We start from the raw sequence: 16,559 nt of genomic DNA on the forward strand, positions 1-16,559 counted from the left end.
CCGTGGCCTTCTCACTGAGGATTCGTGCGCATTCTGAGATCGGTCTGGTGCGCACCAACAACCAGGACTCGGCCTACGTCTCACCCAGCCTGATCGTGGTGGCCGACGGCATGGGGGGCGCCGCCGCCGGTGACCTCGCCAGCGCGGTGGCCATCCGGGAGCTGGCCCGGGCCGACGAGGTCAACCGGGCGCCCCGGGCCCCCGGGGTTCCCCCGCCACCCGAGGACCCGCTGCAGCCCACCCTCGATTTCGGCGGCCCCGTCGCCGGTGAGCCACGGCACCTCGCCGGCGAGCAGATGCTCGAGTCCCTCGGCGGCGCACTGTCGAAGGCGAACGACACGCTGGCCGACCTCGTGGTGTGGGACCACTCACTCGAGGGCATGGGCACGACCGTGTGCGGCGCGATGTTCTCCGGGACCCAGTACGGCATCTGCCACATCGGCGACTCCCGGGGCTATCTCGTGCGGGACGGCGGGCTCCGCCGCCTGACCCACGACCACTCCTGGGTGCAGTCGCTGGTCGACGAGGGCAAGATCTCCCCCGAGGACGCGGCCACGCACCCCCACCGGTCGCTGCTGTTGAAGGTGCTCAACGGCCAGCCGACCCACACCCCCGATTTCCATCTGGTGGACGCGCAACTGGGCGATCGCCTGCTGTTCTGCTCCGACGGGCTGTGCGGGATGGTCGACGACGACGTCATCCACCACCTGCTCACCAGCAACGACAGCCTCGACCAGGCCCTGACCGATCTCACCGCGGCGGCCCATGCGGGCGGGGGGCTCGACAACATCACGATCATCGTCGCCGACGTGGTCGAGTACAGCCCCGGCCTCGAGGCGGCATCCCCACGGGTGCTCGGTGCAGCGTCCACGGTCGAGATCCCACAGGTGGACGCGACCCACCCGATCGACCTGGGCGACGGCTCCGAGGACACCCAACGGCTCCACAGCCACGTCCCGACCGCTCCCGTCCCCCTCGCGCCGGCTCCCGGCACCCCGCCCGAGGGCGTCATCGACCCCGATCGGTTCGAGGCCTATCGCTACACGCCCAAGCTGGCCGGCCGCCGCCTGCGATGGATGCCGCTGGTCATCACCTTCGTCCTGCTCGCTGCCCTGGCCGTGGGTGCCCTGCTCGGGGCGCGCGCCTACGTGACGTCCCAGTACTTCATCGGGCCGAGGGACGACAACGTCGCCGTCTACCGCGGTCTGCCGGACGAGTTCATCGGCCGCTCGCTCGCCGAGGTGGTCGAGGACAGCTCCATCCGCATCGACGACCTCCCCCCGTACTACGCCGGCCTGGTGCGCGACTCCCGACTGCGGTACGACAACGCCGACGAAGCCCGCGAGCAGCTCGACAAGCTCGATCAGATGGCCCGCAAGTGCATCGCCGAACGAGCCGCCGGGCAGTCGCCGACACCCGAGACGCCCTCGACGAGCCCGGCCGACCCGTCCACGCCGACAGACCAGTCGACGCCCGGCGACGCCGACTCCTCGTCCCCCGCGGAGACGGCCGTGACGGTGACGCCCGGCACTCCGAGCGGCTCGCCCACCTCGTCGACCAGCGACCGGCCCGATCTGGAGGCCTGCGGATGACCGCGCAGGCCGTCGCCGACCAGCCGGTGGTGGTCTATCACAAGCGCCGCAACACCGAGCTGGTGCTTGTGCTGGCGGCCTCGCTGATGGGCATCGGTGGCTGGCTCATCACCCACATCAACCGGGACGACGCGGTTCCGTCCAACTGGTGGCTCATCGCCGGTGTCTGGCTGTTGGTCTGTGTGGGCGCCCACGTCGTCGTCCGCCTGCGCAGCCCCTATGCCGACCCCGTGATCCTGCCGTGCGTGCTGGCGCTCAACGGGCTGGGGCTCGCCATGATCCACCGCATCGACCTCGGCAACGAACCAGTCACCAACGGCGCCACGAACCAGCTGGTCTGGACGGTGCTCGGCGTCGTCCTGTTCGCGCTCGTGCTGGTGTACATGCGCGACTACCGGGTGCTGCAGGGCCTGTCGTACGTGCTGTTCCTCGCGGGCATGGTGCTGCTCCTGCTGCCCCTGGTGCCGGGGCTCGCCTCACGGAACAACGATCTCAACGGCTCGCAGATCTGGATCGAGGTGTTCGGCTACTCGTTCCAGCCCGCCGAGATCGCGAAGATCGCCCTCACCCTGGCGTTCGCGTCCTATCTGACCGAGAACCGCGACCTGCTCCAACTGGCCGGCCGACGGGTGCTCGGCTTCCAGCTTCCGCGCATGCGCGACCTGATCCCCGTGCTGGTGATGTGGGCCGGCGGCATCATCGTGCTCGTCTTCGAGAACGACCTCGGCACCTCGCTGCTGTTCTTCGGCCTGTTCATCATGATGTTGTACGTGGCCACCAGCCAGGCGCGCTGGGTGGTCATCGGCGGGGTGCTGTTCACCGGCGCGGCCCTGGCCGTGGGCCGGATCGCTCCGCACGTGGCGACACGCGTCAGTTCGTGGCTCGACCCGTTCAGCAACTACGACGTCAACTACCAGATCATCACCGCCCAGTACGGCATGGCCTGGGGTGGGCTGTTCGGCAAGGGCTGGGGGCTGGGTCGCCCCGGGCTGACGCCCGTCGCGAGCTCCGACTTCATCTCGGCCGCCATCGCCGAGGAACTCGGCCTGGCCGGGCTGGTCGCCGTCCTGCTCATCTACATGCTCATGATCGGACGCGGGCTGCGCACCGCGCTCACCTCGTCCGACGTGTTCGGCAAGCTCCTGGCCGCGGGGTTCAGCTTCGTCTTCGCGCTGCAGGTGTTCGCCATCGTCGGGGGCGTCACGCGGTTGCTGCCGCTCACCGGCCTGACGACCCCGTTCATGTCCCAGGGCGGCAGTTCGCTGATCGCCAACTGGGTGATCGTCGCGATCCTGCTCCAGATCAGCCACGAGGCGCGCCAGCCCGTCCCCGCGGAGGCGCCGCTGGGCTCGATCGCGAATCTGGCGGACGACCGCACCGCACTCATCGACGTGAAACCGGGTGGGCTGTCATGAACCGTTCGTTGCGCGGCGTGTCACTGGTGGTGGGCCTGATGTTCCTGGCGCTGCTGATCAACGTCACGGCCGCCTATGTCGTCCGCACCGACGACCTGGTCAACGACCCGCGCAACACGCGCGTCCGGGACGAGCAGTTCGGCGGCCAACGCGGGCCGATCCTGGCGGCCAACACCCCGATCGCCGAGAACGTGGAGACCGGGACGCGACCCTACGAATACGCACGCACCTACCTCAACGGGCCCCTGTACGCGCCGATCACCGGCTACTACTCGTACAACTACGGCCGCTCGGGGCTGGAGGACCAGTACAACGCCGAACTCACCGGCCAGGCGGACTCGCAGTTCACCAGCCGCGTCGTCGACATCCTCTCGGGTCGCACCTCCGGCGGCGGCCAGGTGCAGACGACGATCCAACCGCGCATGCAGCAGGCCGCATGGGACGCGCTGGCGGGCCGCGAGGGCGCCGTCGTGGCGATCGACTACACGACCGGTGCGGTGCTGGCCTGGGTCAGCTACCCGAGCTACGATCCGTCCGCGCTCGCCAGCACCGATTTCGGTTCGGCTCAGCAGTCCTGGGACCAGCTGAGCACCGACGCCTCCCGGCCGATGAACGACCGCGCGACCGGCGAGATCTACCCGCCCGGGTCCACGTTCAAGATGATCGTCGCCGCGGCCGCTCTGGAGGCGGGCTACGCCCCGGAGACGCTCATCGACACGCCCGCGTCCCTGCCGCTGCCCGACTCCGACCGGGAGCTTCCCAACGAGGCGGCGTGCGGTAACACCCAGCAGACGATGGACAATGCGTTCACGCTGTCGTGCAACACCAGCTTCGCCAACATCGGCATGGCCTTGGGGGCCGACGCGGTGCGCGAGCAGGCTGAGAAATTCGGCTTCGGTTCCTCGTTCGGCGGCGACATCAACTCGGCCGCCAGCACCTTCCCGGACGATCCCAGCCAGGCCGAACTCGCCATGAGCTCGATCGGCCAGTTCGAGGTGGCCGCGACGCCGCTGCAGATGGCCGTGGTGGCCGGTGCCATCGCGAACAACGGAGTGGTGATGGAGCCCTACGTCGTCTCGGAGGTGCTGGACACCAACCAGCGCGTCCTGACGAGCCACGATCCCACCGTGCAGTCCACGGCGATGTCGGAGTCGAATGCCCAGCTGTTGCAGCAGATGATGGTGCACGTCGTCGAGAAGGGCACCGGCACCCAGGCCCAGATCGAGGGCCAGACGATCGGCGGCAAGACCGGCACCGCCGAGACCCTGCCGGACGCGGCCTCGTACTCGTGGTTCGCCGGGTTCTCCACAGAGTCGCACGTCGCCGTCGCGGTGTTCCTCGCCGACCCCGGCTCGTCCACGGCAGCCCCCGCGGCCCGGCAGGTGCTGGAGGCCGTATCGTGAGTGGACATCCTCGTTCCTCCCCGACGGCGGGGACATTCTCAGCTTTCGCTCAAGTTGACCCAGCACAATGGTCCGGTCGGCCATCCGTTGTGGCGGCACTCCGGCGTCACGGCCCGAGCCACGGCCCGTGCTGGGGCACGAAAGGATATGGACTATGACGGACGAGCCCGTTGTGCTTGGGGGGCGGTACCAGCTCGAAGAGGTCATCGGACGCGGCGGCATGGCCGAGGTGTGGCGCGCACGGGACCTGCGCCTCGATCGCGAGGTCGCGATCAAGCGCCTGCGCGTCGACCTCGCCACCGATCAGATCTTCCAGGCCCGCTTCCAGCGGGAGGCCCAGGCCGCGGCCGGGCTGAACCACCCCAACATCGTCAGCGTCTACGACACCGGCGAGAAGGTCGATCCCGCCTCCGGGACGCTCGTGCCCTACATCGTGATGGAGCTCATCCAGGGGCACACCCTGCGCGACATCCTGCGCCAGGGCGGATCGATCCAGCCGGAGAAGGCGTTCGAGTACACCATGGGCGTGCTGGACGCGCTCAGCTACTCGCACAAGCACGACATCGTCCACCGTGACATCAAACCGGCCAACGTCATGATCACGCCGTCAGGCCAGGTCAAGGTGATGGACTTCGGCATCGCCCGGGCGGTGTCCGACACGTCGGCGACCATGACGCAGACCGCGGCCGTCATCGGGACCGCGCAGTACCTCTCCCCCGAGCAGGCCCGTGGCGAGCAGGTGGACGCCCGGTCCGACATCTACTCCGCCGGGTGCCTGCTCTACGAGCTGCTGACCGGGCGCCCTCCGTTCCTCGGCGACTCGCCGGTGAGCGTCGCCTACCAGCACGTCCGCGAGATGCCGGTGCCACCGAGCCAGCTCGACCCCGAGATCACGCCCCAGATGGACGCGATCGTGCTGAAGGCCCTCGCGAAGAACCCCGACGACCGTTACCAGTCGGCCAGGCTCATGCGCGACGACTGCTGGCGCCTGCTGAACGGGCAGCCGGTGGCCGCACGAGTGCCCGCGATCATGGCGATCGACCCCGCGATGACCGCGCCGACGCGTGCGCTTCCTCCCGAGGAGGACGACCAGGACGCCACGCACCTGTTCAGCGCGACGAGCGAGCAGGGATACGCCCAGGACTACGACCAGGGCTACGAGGACGAGGACTACGACCAGGGCGCGTCCGCCGAGGCGGCCACGGGACGCAAGAAGCGCCGGCTGTCGCCGGCGACCATCGTCCTCATCGTCCTGCTCGCCGTGCTGCTGGCGGCACTCGGTCTGTTCGTGTGGCGGATCCTGGCGCCGAGCGCCGACGACAACCAGGTGCAGGTGCCCAGCGTGATGGGCTTCCAGGAGGACGCCGCGACCGAACAGCTGACGAACGCCAGCCTGCAGCCCAAGGTCGAGCGGGTCTCGGGCCCGGCCGAGGGCGAGGGCACCGTGGTGGCCCAAGATCCCTCGGGAGGTACCGAGGTGCAGGTGGGCAGCACCGTCACGATCACGATCAACGACGGCCCACCGGTGACGAAGATCCCGACCGGCCTGGTCGGGAAGACCTCCGACGAGGCGAAATCCGTTCTGACCGCGGCCGGGTTCACCAACGTCACCGTGGTCGACGCACCCGCCGACAAGGATCGGGTGGACGCCGCGAAGGGTGAGGTCGTCCAGGTGTCGCCCGCCGAAGGCACCGAGGTGACCACCGACAAGCAGATCATCCTGTACGCGGCGACCGGCCAGGGATCGGTGCCGGACGTCGCCGGGCAGGCCGAGGCGGACGCACGGGCAACCCTGACCAGCGCGGGCTACACCTCGATCTCGGTCGAGGACGCGCCGCTGGGCCAGGAACCGGTCGACTTCTCCGCGGGCGTGATCGTCAGCACCAGGCCGACGGCCGGCTCGACTGTGAGCAAGAGCGAGACGATAACCCTCGTCCGGGCGACGGGCCGCTCGCTCGTGCCCAACGTGCGCGGCAAGACGCAGGAGCAGGCCATCGAGGACCTCAACGCCGTCGGCTTCACGAACGTCGAGGTCGTCGAGCAGCCCAACGAGGTGGCCAGCAATCTGGGCAAGGTCATCGACCAGCTGCCCACCGACGGGGAGTCCGCCGGCTATCTGCGCAGCCAGAAGATCACGATCTACGTCGCCGTCTCGGCGACGCCGTCCAGCCACACCTCGTCACCGAGTTCCCCGTCCACGCGCGGTTGACCCGCGCGGCCCCGGCGACCGCTCAGCCGACCGCCATCAGCGGCGACAGCCCGGCCGCCCGGGCGGGGGCACCGGCGTCGCCGCACACGGCCAGCCAGTTGGCGAGGATCTGGTAGCCGCCCTGGGTGAGCACCGACTCCGGATGGAACTGCACGGCCTCGATCGGCAACTCGCGATGCCGGACGGCCATGATGATCCCGTCGCCGGTGTGCGCGCTGGCCTCCAACTCGTCCGGCATCGTCTCGGGGACGATCGCCAGCGAGTGGTACCGGGTGGCCGTGAACGGCTGCGGCAGGCCGGTGAACACCCCACGCCCGTCGTGGAAGATCTGCGAGGTCTTGCCGTGCCGCAGTTCGGGAGCCGGGGCGACGACACCACCGAATGCCACGCCTATCGCCTGGAGCCCCAGGCAGATGCCGAAGATCGGGAGCCGACCGGCCTGGGACCGCACGAGGTCGACGCACACGCCCGCGTCCTCGGGTGTGCCCGGCCCTGGGGACAGCAGAACGCCGTCGAAGCCGTCGGGCCAACCGGGATCGCCGAACCGCGTGTCGTCGTTGCGCCAGACCTCGACGTCGGCACCGATCTGTGCGAGGTAGTGCACGACGTTGTAGACGAACGAGTCGTAGTTGTCGACGACGAGGATGGCGGTCATGTTCCCATTGTCCCCCGCCTCGGCGCGAGGAGGACAACCCGACAGCCCGTGGGCCTCGCAGAGGCTCAGCGAGCAGCGGTGGCCTGCTGGGGCAACGCCCCGGCGTAGGCGGGCATCGTCACCTCGCTCAGGCGGGTCTGGGCGTAACCGAGACTGTACGCCTGTGCGTACTGCTTGTAGACCTGCACGCCGTCGTCGGAGTCGAGGCCGGCCTCGATGCGTTCCTGGTCACCGATCGCCGTGATCACGTACGGCGGGGCGTACGGCACGCCTTCGAGGACGACCGTGTTGCCCACGCACTTGACGGCCGTGGTCGAGATCGCGCGAACACCCTGGATCGTCAGGGCCTCGGCACCTGCGGCCCACATCGCGTTCACGACCTGCTGGATGTCCTGCTCGTGCACGACCAGCAGGTCGGCGTCGACACCCGGCGGCTCGAAGCTGGTCGGAGCATCGGTGAGCGTCACCTGCACGGCCGGCCCCTTCACCGCCGCGAGCCCGGCCACCTGTGCGGTCTGGGGATCGAGCGAGTCGGCCGCCGACGGGGATGCGCCCTCCCGCTCGGCCAACTCGGAGTTCTGCTCCCGCAGGTCGGCCGCGCGAGTGATCAGTTCCTGGTTGCGTTGCTCCTGCTCGGCGGCGATCTGGGACAGGTCGCTGGTGCGGTCGGGACGCAGGTCGCTGCCTTGGGCCGTGATGGCAGTCGAGCCGATCAGCACTCCGGCGAGCAGACCGACGACGAGCGTGCTCACGCTGCTCGCGCGGGGGTGCGCGGGGACCTGCGCGGCCCCGGGCCGCGATGCCTCGCCCGGCTCCTCCTGGTCGGAGCTGTGGGGTGCCGCCATGGCGACCAGAGTACCCGCCGCCCCCTCCGCATTGGGATACCGGGCATGCCGCGGGTCATACTGGGAGGGTGGCCATGTCCGGTCACCCACGAACCACACCGCGTGCCGCGGCACGCCAGGCGAGGAGCAGACGCAGTGCCGGAATCGAAGGTCCGCAAGGAGGCCGCGGAGAAGAAGGTCGACAAGCGTAAGCGGGAGCGCGGCGAGAAACGTACGAAGTCGCGCGCACGCATGGCGATGAGCACCCGCGACTGGGTTCCGTGGGTGTTCGTCCCCCTCGGCCTGATCGGCGTGCTGTGGCTGATCGTCTTCTACATCGCGGGCAACCGCGTGCCCGTCATGCAGGACCTCAGCAACTGGAACTACCTGATCGGCCTGGGCCTCATCGCCGCGTCGTTCGCGTTCGCCACGCTCTGGAAGTAGCGCCCGGTCAGCCCGCGCCCGGCCGCTCGTCCTCGTCGGCGGTGATCTCGCGGGCCGCCCGCTCGATGTCGTCGGTGTACTCGTCGACGACGAGCGCGCTGGTGTTCACGCGTCCCAGCCGATAGGCCGCACGTCCGAGCATGTGCGCCGAGATCGGCGCCACGATCATCTGCAGGGCCACCACCAGCGCGAGCGTGGCGGCGACCCGGGGCCGCTGCATGACCGCGGCGAGGCCCAGGCACATGAGGGTGAGCCCCAGCACCTGGGGCTTCGTAGCCGCGTGCATCCTCGCGAACATCGAGGCGAGCCGCACCATCCCGACGGCGGTGATGAGCGTCAGGCTCGTGCCGACGGCGATCAACGCCACCCCCACCACCTGCAGCCAGCCGATCATGAGGCATCCTCCTCGTCCTCGGCATCGGGATGCACCGGCGGAGCCGCCTCGTCCAGCATCGACTCCGGGATGGCGGCGACCTCCTCGCGGCTGAGCATGCGTCCCTCGCCGATCGCCTCGGCCTGCGAGAAACGGGCGATCACCGTGGAACCCAGGAACCCGACCGCCGCGAACACGACGAGCAGGGGCAGCAGGTCGACCCGCCCGGTCAGGGCCATGACGACGACCACGATCCCGACCGCGGCCGAGGTCATGACGTCCAGCCCGACAGCCCGGTCGAGATTGGACGGCCCCCGTTCCAGCCGGACCAGGACGAGGGCCATCGCGACGACCAGGGCCCCCAGGCAGATGTACAGCACCGTGATCATGAGCCGTCCTCCCCACCGAGCAGGCCGGCGTCCACGAGTTCGGACCGGGTGGCGAAGGCACGCAGCAGGCGCTCCTCCTGGTCGAGGACACGCTGGTGCGCCTCCTCCAGCGCCTCGTCACCCTCGGCGACGTCGAACACGTGGATGTAGAGGATCCCGGTGAGCCGGTGCGCGTCGATGACGATGGAACCGGGGACCAGAGCGGTGAACCCGGCCGTCGCGGCCAGGAACGCGTCCGAGTGGGCACGCGTCTGGACGCGGATGATCGCCTCGCGCGGCGTCCGGCCCGAGAAGATCACCGCGACGATGTGCGCGGAGGCCTCCACGACGTCCCACGCGAACCGGGCCATCAGGCGCGCCGTGGCCACCGGACGCACGGTCAGCCGCCGCCGGGGGCCCCGGGGCATCGGCACCAGCCACGTGATCAGCAGGGCCAGGACGATGCCGGCGACGAGGTTCCCCCAGCTGAGGTCCCCCCACAGCAGAACCCACATGATCGTCAGGAGGACGACGGCCAGCGGCGAGACGGATCGCCTCGTCGGGCGGACGCTGGTGGCGTTCATCGTGGGCCCGCCTCCTGGGTGGGGGTGGGCAGCGGGGCGACGGCCTCGGGAGTGGGCATCGCCGAAGCACCGTCCTCGGTCTCGGTGTGCGATTCACCGGTGCCCCGCTCGGCATCCGGCAGGACGGCCAGCACGTAGGCGCTCAGCCCGCTCAACTCGCGCGACGCCTCGTCGGCGTAACGGTAGATGGGGCCCGCGAACACGGTGAGCGCCAGCGACGCGGCCACCAGCGCGGCGGTCGAACCGGTCATCGTCGCCGGCACCCTCGGCCTGTCGACGTGCTCGGACGACGGCTGCCAGAAGGCCATGTTCCAGGCCCGCAGCAGCGCGTACAGGGTCAGCAGCGAGGTCACCAGGCCCCCGGCGACCAGGGTCCAGTCGAGGGCCCCGCCGGCCAGCGCCGATGCCCGGATCAGGCCGGTCTTGGCCACGAAGCCCGACAGCGGCGGCACACCCCCCAGGTTCAGGGCGGGGATGAGATACAGCGCCGCCAGGAGCGGCCAGGTTCTCAGCAGGCCGCCGAGCTTCACGAGCGAGGTACTGCCCCCTACCCTCTCCATCAGCCCGCTGACGAGGAACAACGCCGTCTGGACGATGATGTGGTGGGCGGTGTAGAAGATGGCCGCCGCCAGGCCGGCGTCCGACCCGATGCCGACGCCCCAGAGCATGAACCCGATGTGGGAGACCAGCGTGAACGACAGCAGCCGCTTGATGTCGTTCTGCGCGACGGCCCCCAGGATGCCGACGACCATCGTCGCCAGACCGACCAGCAGCAGCGCACCGTTCAGCTCCGAGTCGGGGAACAGCAGGGTCTGCGTCCGGATGATGGCGTAGATGCCCACCTTCGTGAGCAGCCCCGCGAACACCGCGGTGACAGGGGCGGGGGCCGTGGGGTAGGAGTCGGGCAGCCACGCGGACAACGGGAAGACGGCCGCCTTCACCCCGAACGCCACCAGCAGCAGCACCTGGATCACGTGGGCCGCCCCGGGGTCGATCTGCGGCAGCCGGATGGCCAGCTGGGCCATGTTCACCGTGCCCGTCGCCGCGTAGACGGCCGCCAGCGCGACCAGGAACACCACCGAGGAGACCAGGCTCACCACCACGTAGACCGCGCCCGAGCGCATGCGGTCGCGCGTCCCACCGAGGGTGATGAGCACGAAGCTGGCCACGAGCAGGATCTCGAAGCCCACGTAGAGGTTGAACAGGTCCCCGGTGAGGAACGCGTTGGACACGCCTGCCGACAGCACCAGGAAGGTCGGCTGATACACCGCCAGCGGCAGCTTCATGGTCTCGCCGAGATCCTGCGTGGCCGAGTAGACCAGGACGCACAACGTCACGAACACCGACACCAGCAGCATGAGCGCGCTGAGCCGGTCGGCCACCAGGGTGATCCCGACCGGGGCCGACCATCCGCCGACGTCCAGGGTCACCGGGCCGTCGAGGCTGAGCCGGACGATGAGCGCCGCGTCGAGCAACACGATCCCGAGCGCCGCGAACGACACGATCCGCTGCGCGGTGTGGCGTCCCGCGAGCAACAATGTGAGCGCGGCGCCGACGAACGGTACGAGCACCGGGATGCCGAGCACCCACTCCCAGTCGGCGGCGTTCATCGGTCGTCCACCTCCGCCCCGGGCATGTCCTCGGTCTCGTCGTAGACCGTCGCCGCCTGTTCGTCGAGCGTGGCGCCCGAGTCGTCGGTGACGCGGTCGGAGACGACGTCACGGGCGGCGTCGATCGCGATCCGGCGGTCCTCACGGTCGTCCTGCACCTCGTCGTTGCCGTTGAGCTGCCACGAGCGGTACGACATCGCGAGGATGAACGCGGTGAGGGCCAGGCCGATGACGATCGCGGTGAGCACCATGGCCTGCGGCAACGGGTCGGCCATCTCGTCCACCTCGGACTGGCCGATGATCGGGGGCAGGCCCGCTCGTCCGCCGGCGAGCAGGAACAGCATGTTGACGCCGTAGGTGATGAGCCCGCTGCCGATCACGATGCGACTCAGCGAGCGCTCCAGGACCAGGACCACTCCCGCCCCGACGAGGACGGCCACCAGGACGAGCAGGGCCAGCGAGGGTGCCATCTCGATCATGGCGTCACCTCCTGGTCGTCGCGCCGTGGGCCTGCCTCACCGCGCCGCATGCCGGCGACCAGTTCGACCTCCTCGCGTGCGGGCCTGCGGTCGTCGTGGGCCACCTCGGGAACCGACGACCCCGAGGCCTCGGCCCGGCGGTCGAGTTCCGCACCGAGGCTGGTCAGGATGTCGAGCACGAGGCCCACGACGACGAGGTAGACGCCGATGTCGAAGAACAGCGCGGTCGCCAGGTGGACCTCGTGGAACACCGGGAGCACGAGGTCGAAGACGGTCGTCTGCAGGATCGTGCCGCCGAACGCGACCGGGACGAGCGCGGCCGTGGTCGCGACGGCCATGCCGAGGCCCAGGAGCAGGCCGGGACGCACGCGCGCGGCCAACCCGAGCTCGAACCGCCCGCCGGCGAGGTAGCGGATGATCAGCGCGATGCCCGCGAGGATGCCGCCCGCGAAGCCCCCACCAGGGTTGTTGTGCCCGCTCAGCAGCAGGAACAGCGAGAACAGGAGCAAGGGGTGGAAGATCATCCGGGTGCCGATCTCGAAGATCAGGGAGCGCCGGACGGGGGCCAGCGTCCCGCTCGCGCTGAGCCAGGTGCGTCCCCGCCCGCCCGGCTCGGAGGCCTCCCCCGGTCGGTGCACCCGTACCGGCTCCCCCAGGGCACCCGGATGGCTCCGGTCGCCGCCCCACACCGCGTGCTTGAACAGGGCGGCGGCGAAGGCCGACCGGGGATCGGCGATCCGGCCACGTTCACGCAGGAAGACCAGGGAGGCCACACCGGTCGCGGCGGCGAGCAGCACGGAGATCTCGCCGATCGTGTCCCAGGCACGGGTGTCGACGAGCGTCACGTTGACGATGTTGCGGCCGTAGCCGAAGGTGAGCACCTCGTCCGGGTAGTGGACGGTGACCGGCTCGTGCACCCTGGCCGAGGCCGCGATCCACCCGATCAGCGCGACCGAGGTGCCGACGAGCGCGCCGACCAGGACCCGCCCGACCCGGGACGACCGCCAGGGCCGGTTGGAGAAGTACGGCGGGAGCCTTCTCAGGACGAGGACGAAGACGACCAGGGTGACGGTCTCCACGAGCACCTGGGTCAGCGCGAGGTCGGGGGCACCCTGGAGGGCGAAGAGCAGGGCTGTGCTGTAGCCGATGAACGCGGTCAGCATCACGGCCTTCATGCGCCGCCGCGACCGGACGACCAGCACGGCGGCCACGCACGACACGACGACGATGCCCGCCTGCAACGGCGAGTCCCACAGTCGCAGCCCGACGAGGGTCGGCACCTCACCCGTGACGACGACCAGGGCGACGGCCCCGACCATCGTGAGGAGCATCACCGTGAGGTAGCCGGGCAGTGAGCCGGTCTGGACACGGGCCGTGACGTCGGCCGACCAGACGTTCAGGCCGCGGGTCATCGCGCGGAACGCGTCGTCCGCACTGGGGACACGGCTCGTGACCCGGTCACCGGAACGCCCCGGGTGAAGACGATCGCGGAACGCGAAGAGCAGACCACCGAGCACGAGGATGGCGGCCGTGGCCACGACCGGGACGCCCAACCCGCTCCACAGTGCCAGGTGGCCGGGCTCGCCCGGATAGGTGTCGGCGTGGGGAGCCGTGAACCGCTCGAGGAGCCCGGGGACGAGCCCCGCGGCGAGGCTGCCGGTGGCGAGCACGGCGACCGGTAGTTGCAGTCTCGGATCGGCATGGGTGTGCGGGCTGGGTGGGACGCCGGGCTTGTCGGCGAAGGCGCCCCACCAGAACCGGAGCGAGTAGGCCACCGTCATCACCGAGCCCAGGCACACGACCAGCAGCACCGGCGGATTGCTCTCGAAGGCGGCCAGCGCGGCTTCCTTGCCTACGTAACCGAGCATCGGCGGCAGCCCGGCCATCGACGCGACGGCCAGCGTCGCGAATCCCGCCAGCCAGGGCATTCGGCGTCCGACCCCCGACAGCTCGCGCAGGTCGCGAGTGCCGAGCTCGTGGTCGATGACGCCGACGACCAGGAAGAGCGTCGCCTTGAACATCGCGTGAGCCACCAGCATGGCCAACCCGGCGAGCGCGGCGGCCCGCTCCCCGATGCCGACGAGGACGACGATGAAGCCGAGCTGCGACACGGTCCCGAAGGCGAGCAGGAGCTTGAGGTCGTGCTGGCTCAATGCGCGGTAGCCGCCCAGCAGCATCGTCGTCAGGCCGACCACCACCACGACCGGACGCCACCCCGGCACGTCGGCGAAGCCCGGCGCCAATCGGGCGACCAGGTAGATGCCCGCCTTCACCATGGCCGCCGCGTGGAGGTAGGCGCTGACCGGCGTCGGCGCCGCCATCGCGGCCGGCAGCCAGAAGTGGAACGGCACCTGGGCCGACTTGGACAGCGCGCCCAGCAGGATGAGGACCGCGGCCACCGGCACGTAGCCGGCCGGGGCGGCGGCGCCGAGGGTGCCCGCCGCGGCCGAGGCCACGAGCTCCGACAGACGGAACGACCCGCCGTCGGTGACCCCCACCATGACGATCCCGGCCAGCATCGCGAGCCCGCCGAACGTGGTGACCGTGATCGCCTGCATGGCCGCGCGGCGGGACGACTGCCGATCGTGATAATGGCCGATGAGCAGGAAGCTGAACACCGTCGTCAGCTCCCAGAACACGTACATCAGCAACGTATTGTCGGCTGTGACAAGGCCGAACATAGCGCCGGCGAAGGCGACGAAGACGCCACCGAACCGACCGATCGCACTGGCACCACGCCCGAAGTACGCCCAGCAGTAGACGAGGATGACGGCACCGACCACGCCGACGATCAGCGCCATCAGCCAGCCCAGCATGTCCATCCGGAAGTCGAGGTCGAGCCCCAACTGCGGGATCCACGAGATGTGGCGGGTGGGCAGGTCGCCCGCCAGCACCGCAGGGGCCTGCAGAATCGTCCACACCGCCGTGGTGGCGGGCACGAGGGCCAGGACGCCGAACCCGGCCCGTCCGAGCTTGCGCATCAGTATCGGGGCGACCATCGCTGCCAGCCAATGGAGGCACAGCAACTCGGTCAACGGGGTCCCCCCAGGGTCTCGTGGTCGGTAGGCATAGTTTACCGGACCGGCCCCTAGCGGCGCGCAACGATCGGAAAGGGCGGGACTACTGCGGTCGGAGTAGGGGGAACAGGATCGTCTCCCGGATACCGGCATCGGTGAGCAGCATCAGCAGGCGATCCACGCCCATGCCCATGCCACCCATCGGCGGGGCACCCTGCTCGAGCGCCGCGAGGAAGTCCTCGTCCAGTTGCATGGCCTCGGGGTCGCCGGCGGCCGCAGCGAGCGACTGGGCGGTCAGTATCTCGCGCTGCACCACCGGGTCGATCAGCTCGCTGAAGCCGGTCGCGCGCTCCACCCCGCCGATGACGAGGTCCCACGCCTCGATGAGCCCCGGCTTCGACCGGTGCCTGCGGGCCAGCGGCTGGGCGACCTCCGGGAAGTCGCAGACGAAGGTCGGCTGCACGAGGTAGGGCTCGACGAGGTGCTCCAGCAGTTCCATGACGAGCTTGCCGTTGCCCCAGGCGGGATCCCACGCGACCTCGTGGGCGTCCGCGATCGCCCTCAGGTGCTCGACGGGGGTCTCCACCGTGATCTGCTCGCCGACCTTGTCGGACACCGCGTCGTAGACCGGGAGCCAGGCCCACTCCGCGTCCAGGTCGATCACCTGGCCGTCCGACCGCTCGATACGGTGCCGGTCGACGGCGTCGGCGGCGTCCAGGATTATCCGCTGGGTGAGGGCGGCGATCGTGAACTGATCACCCCAGCTCTGATAGGCCTCGAGCATGGTGAACTCGGCCGAGTGGGTGGAGTCGATTCCCTCGTTGCGGAAGATGCGCCCGATCTCGTACACCCGGTCGGCGCCGCCGACCATCGCACGCTTGAGGAACAGCTCGAGGGCGATGCGCAACGTCATGTCGATGTCGAACGCGTTCAGGTGGGTCGTGAAGGGACGCGCGGCCGCGCCGCCGTGCACGAGTTGCAGGGTCGGCGTCTCGACCTCGAGGTAACCGTCGCGCTCCAGGGTGGCGCGAATGCTCCGGGTCACCGTCGACCGCATGCGAACCATGTCACGGGCCTCGGGGCGGACGATGAGGTCGGCATACCGCTCGCGGACGCGCGCCTCCTCCGACAGGTCCTTGTGCAGGGTGGGCAGCGGGCGAAGCGCCTTGGACGCCAGCCGCCACTGTGCGGCCATCACGGACAGCTCGCCACGGCGGGAGCTGATGACCCGGCCGCCGACCCAGACGAAGTCACCGAGATCGACATCGGCCTTCCACGCGTCCAGCGCCTCCTGGCCGACCTCGGCCAGCGAGAGCATGACCTGCAGGCGGGTGCCCGAGTCGTCCGGGGTGAAGCCGTCCTGCAGGGTGGCGAAGCACAGCTTGCCGGTGTTGCGGACGAAGATGACCCGGCCGCCGACCGCGACGACGTCGCCGGTCTCCTCACCGGGCTGGAGGTGTGCCCAGCCGTCCCGGACCTGTGCCAGCGTGTGGTCGCGGCGCAGGTCGACGGGATAGGGCTCCACCCCGGCGTCCAGCAGCCGCTGCCGCTTCTCGCGTCGCACCAGCTGCTGTTCGGTCAGTTGG

14 protein-coding genes are annotated in these 16,559 nt (G+C 69.9%); 5 read left to right on the plus strand and 9 right to left on the minus strand.

Features of this window, described 5'->3' with window-relative positions; genetic code table 11:
• Positions 1-2 precede the first annotated feature (2 nt).
• From FB473_RS17740 to pknB, 4 genes are all read left to right on the plus strand, one after another.
• Positions 3-1,592, plus strand: a complete 1,590-nt coding sequence (locus FB473_RS17740) for a protein phosphatase 2C domain-containing protein (RefSeq protein WP_208390897.1) — start codon at positions 3-5, stop codon at positions 1,590-1,592.
• Positions 1,589-3,007 carry an FtsW/RodA/SpoVE family cell cycle protein gene (locus tag FB473_RS17015; RefSeq protein WP_167171853.1) on the plus strand — a complete coding sequence of 473 codons (1,419 nt, stop codon included), beginning with the start codon at positions 1,589-1,591 and terminating at the stop codon, positions 3,005-3,007. Before FB473_RS17740 ends, FB473_RS17015 begins: the two co-directional genes overlap by 4 nt.
• Positions 3,004-4,410 (plus strand): peptidoglycan D,D-transpeptidase FtsI family protein, encoded by a 1,407-nt coding sequence (locus FB473_RS17020; protein ID WP_167171856.1) that lies wholly within the window; start codon positions 3,004-3,006, stop codon positions 4,408-4,410. Before FB473_RS17015 ends, FB473_RS17020 begins: the two co-directional genes overlap by 4 nt.
• 154 nt (positions 4,411-4,564) lie before the next feature.
• Positions 4,565-6,619 (plus strand): Stk1 family PASTA domain-containing Ser/Thr kinase, encoded by a 2,055-nt coding sequence (gene pknB / locus FB473_RS17025; protein ID WP_167171859.1) that lies wholly within the window; start codon positions 4,565-4,567, stop codon positions 6,617-6,619.
• Positions 6,620-6,641: 22 nt separating this feature from the next.
• Here pknB and FB473_RS17030 read toward each other — a convergent pair whose 3' ends face one another.
• Together FB473_RS17030 and FB473_RS17035 are read right to left on the minus strand one after the other, a co-directional pair.
• Positions 6,642-7,274: an aminodeoxychorismate/anthranilate synthase component II gene (locus FB473_RS17030; protein WP_167171862.1), complete on the minus strand. Its 633-nt coding sequence runs from the start codon at positions 7,272-7,274 to the stop codon at positions 6,642-6,644.
• 65 nt (positions 7,275-7,339) lie between these two features.
• Positions 7,340-8,119 (minus strand): DUF881 domain-containing protein, encoded by a 780-nt coding sequence (locus tag FB473_RS17035; protein WP_167171866.1) that lies wholly within the window; start codon positions 8,117-8,119, stop codon positions 7,340-7,342.
• Positions 8,120-8,254: 135 nt separating this feature from the next.
• On the opposite strand from FB473_RS17035, the gene FB473_RS17040 reads away from it, so the two are divergent.
• A complete protein-coding gene (locus FB473_RS17040; RefSeq protein WP_167171871.1) occupies positions 8,255-8,542 on the plus strand; it encodes a cell division protein CrgA in 288 nt (95 codons plus the stop codon).
• Positions 8,543-8,549: 7 nt separating this feature from the next.
• Here FB473_RS17040 and mnhG read toward each other — a convergent pair whose 3' ends face one another.
• The 7 genes from mnhG to lysS all read right to left on the minus strand — a co-directional run bounded on the left by mnhG (position 8,550) and on the right by lysS (position 16,555).
• Positions 8,550-8,936 carry a monovalent cation/H(+) antiporter subunit G gene (mnhG, locus tag FB473_RS17045; RefSeq protein ID WP_167171875.1) on the minus strand — a complete coding sequence of 129 codons (387 nt, stop codon included), beginning with the start codon at positions 8,934-8,936 and terminating at the stop codon, positions 8,550-8,552.
• Positions 8,933-9,304 carry an MrpF/PhaF family protein gene (locus tag FB473_RS17050; RefSeq protein ID WP_167171879.1) on the minus strand — a complete coding sequence of 124 codons (372 nt, stop codon included), beginning with the start codon at positions 9,302-9,304 and terminating at the stop codon, positions 8,933-8,935. Before FB473_RS17050 ends, mnhG begins: the two co-directional genes overlap by 4 nt.
• Positions 9,301-9,867, minus strand: a complete 567-nt coding sequence (locus FB473_RS17055; RefSeq protein ID WP_167171882.1) for a Na+/H+ antiporter subunit E — start codon at positions 9,865-9,867, stop codon at positions 9,301-9,303. The genes FB473_RS17050 and FB473_RS17055 overlap by 4 nt, the downstream gene beginning before the upstream one ends.
• Positions 9,864-11,477, minus strand: a complete 1,614-nt coding sequence (locus FB473_RS17060; RefSeq protein WP_167171885.1) for a Na+/H+ antiporter subunit D — start codon at positions 11,475-11,477, stop codon at positions 9,864-9,866. Before FB473_RS17060 ends, FB473_RS17055 begins: the two co-directional genes overlap by 4 nt.
• Positions 11,474-11,956 carry a Na(+)/H(+) antiporter subunit C gene (locus FB473_RS17065; protein ID WP_167171889.1) on the minus strand — a complete coding sequence of 161 codons (483 nt, stop codon included), beginning with the start codon at positions 11,954-11,956 and terminating at the stop codon, positions 11,474-11,476. Before FB473_RS17065 ends, FB473_RS17060 begins: the two co-directional genes overlap by 4 nt.
• Positions 11,953-14,991 carry a Na+/H+ antiporter subunit A gene (locus tag FB473_RS17070; protein ID WP_167171893.1) on the minus strand — a complete coding sequence of 1,013 codons (3,039 nt, stop codon included), beginning with the start codon at positions 14,989-14,991 and terminating at the stop codon, positions 11,953-11,955. The genes FB473_RS17065 and FB473_RS17070 overlap by 4 nt, the downstream gene beginning before the upstream one ends.
• Before the next feature lie 85 nt (positions 14,992-15,076).
• Positions 15,077-16,555, minus strand: coding sequence for a lysine--tRNA ligase (lysS, locus tag FB473_RS17075; protein WP_279588691.1), 1,479 nt, complete (start codon positions 16,553-16,555; stop codon positions 15,077-15,079).
• Positions 16,556-16,559: the final 4 nt, after the last annotated feature.

The sequence above is a fragment of the Brooklawnia cerclae genome (genome assembly GCF_011758645.1).
Lineage (GTDB): Bacteria > Actinomycetota > Actinomycetes > Propionibacteriales > Propionibacteriaceae > Brooklawnia > Brooklawnia cerclae.

Excerpts from the sequence above, each read along its gene's own strand:
- FB473_RS17015 (WP_167171853.1), top strand. The coding sequence starts at position 1,589 with ATGACCGCGCAGGCCGTCGCCGACCAGCCGGTGGTGGTCTATCACAAG.
- FB473_RS17020 (WP_167171856.1), top strand. The coding sequence starts at position 3,004 with ATGAACCGTTCGTTGCGCGGCGTGTCACTGGTGGTGGGCCTGATGTTC.
- pknB (WP_167171859.1), top strand. The coding sequence starts at position 4,565 with ATGACGGACGAGCCCGTTGTGCTTGGGGGGCGGTACCAGCTCGAAGAG.
- FB473_RS17030 (WP_167171862.1), bottom strand. The coding sequence starts at position 7,274 with ATGACCGCCATCCTCGTCGTCGACAACTACGACTCGTTCGTCTACAAC.
- FB473_RS17035 (WP_167171866.1), bottom strand. The coding sequence starts at position 8,119 with ATGGCGGCACCCCACAGCTCCGACCAGGAGGAGCCGGGCGAGGCATCG.
- mnhG (WP_167171875.1), bottom strand. The coding sequence starts at position 8,936 with ATGATCGGCTGGCTGCAGGTGGTGGGGGTGGCGTTGATCGCCGTCGGC.
- FB473_RS17050 (WP_167171879.1), bottom strand. The coding sequence starts at position 9,304 with ATGATCACGGTGCTGTACATCTGCCTGGGGGCCCTGGTCGTCGCGATG.
- FB473_RS17055 (WP_167171882.1), bottom strand. The coding sequence starts at position 9,867 with ATGAACGCCACCAGCGTCCGCCCGACGAGGCGATCCGTCTCGCCGCTG.
- FB473_RS17060 (WP_167171885.1), bottom strand. The coding sequence starts at position 11,477 with ATGAACGCCGCCGACTGGGAGTGGGTGCTCGGCATCCCGGTGCTCGTA.
- FB473_RS17065 (WP_167171889.1), bottom strand. The coding sequence starts at position 11,956 with ATGATCGAGATGGCACCCTCGCTGGCCCTGCTCGTCCTGGTGGCCGTC.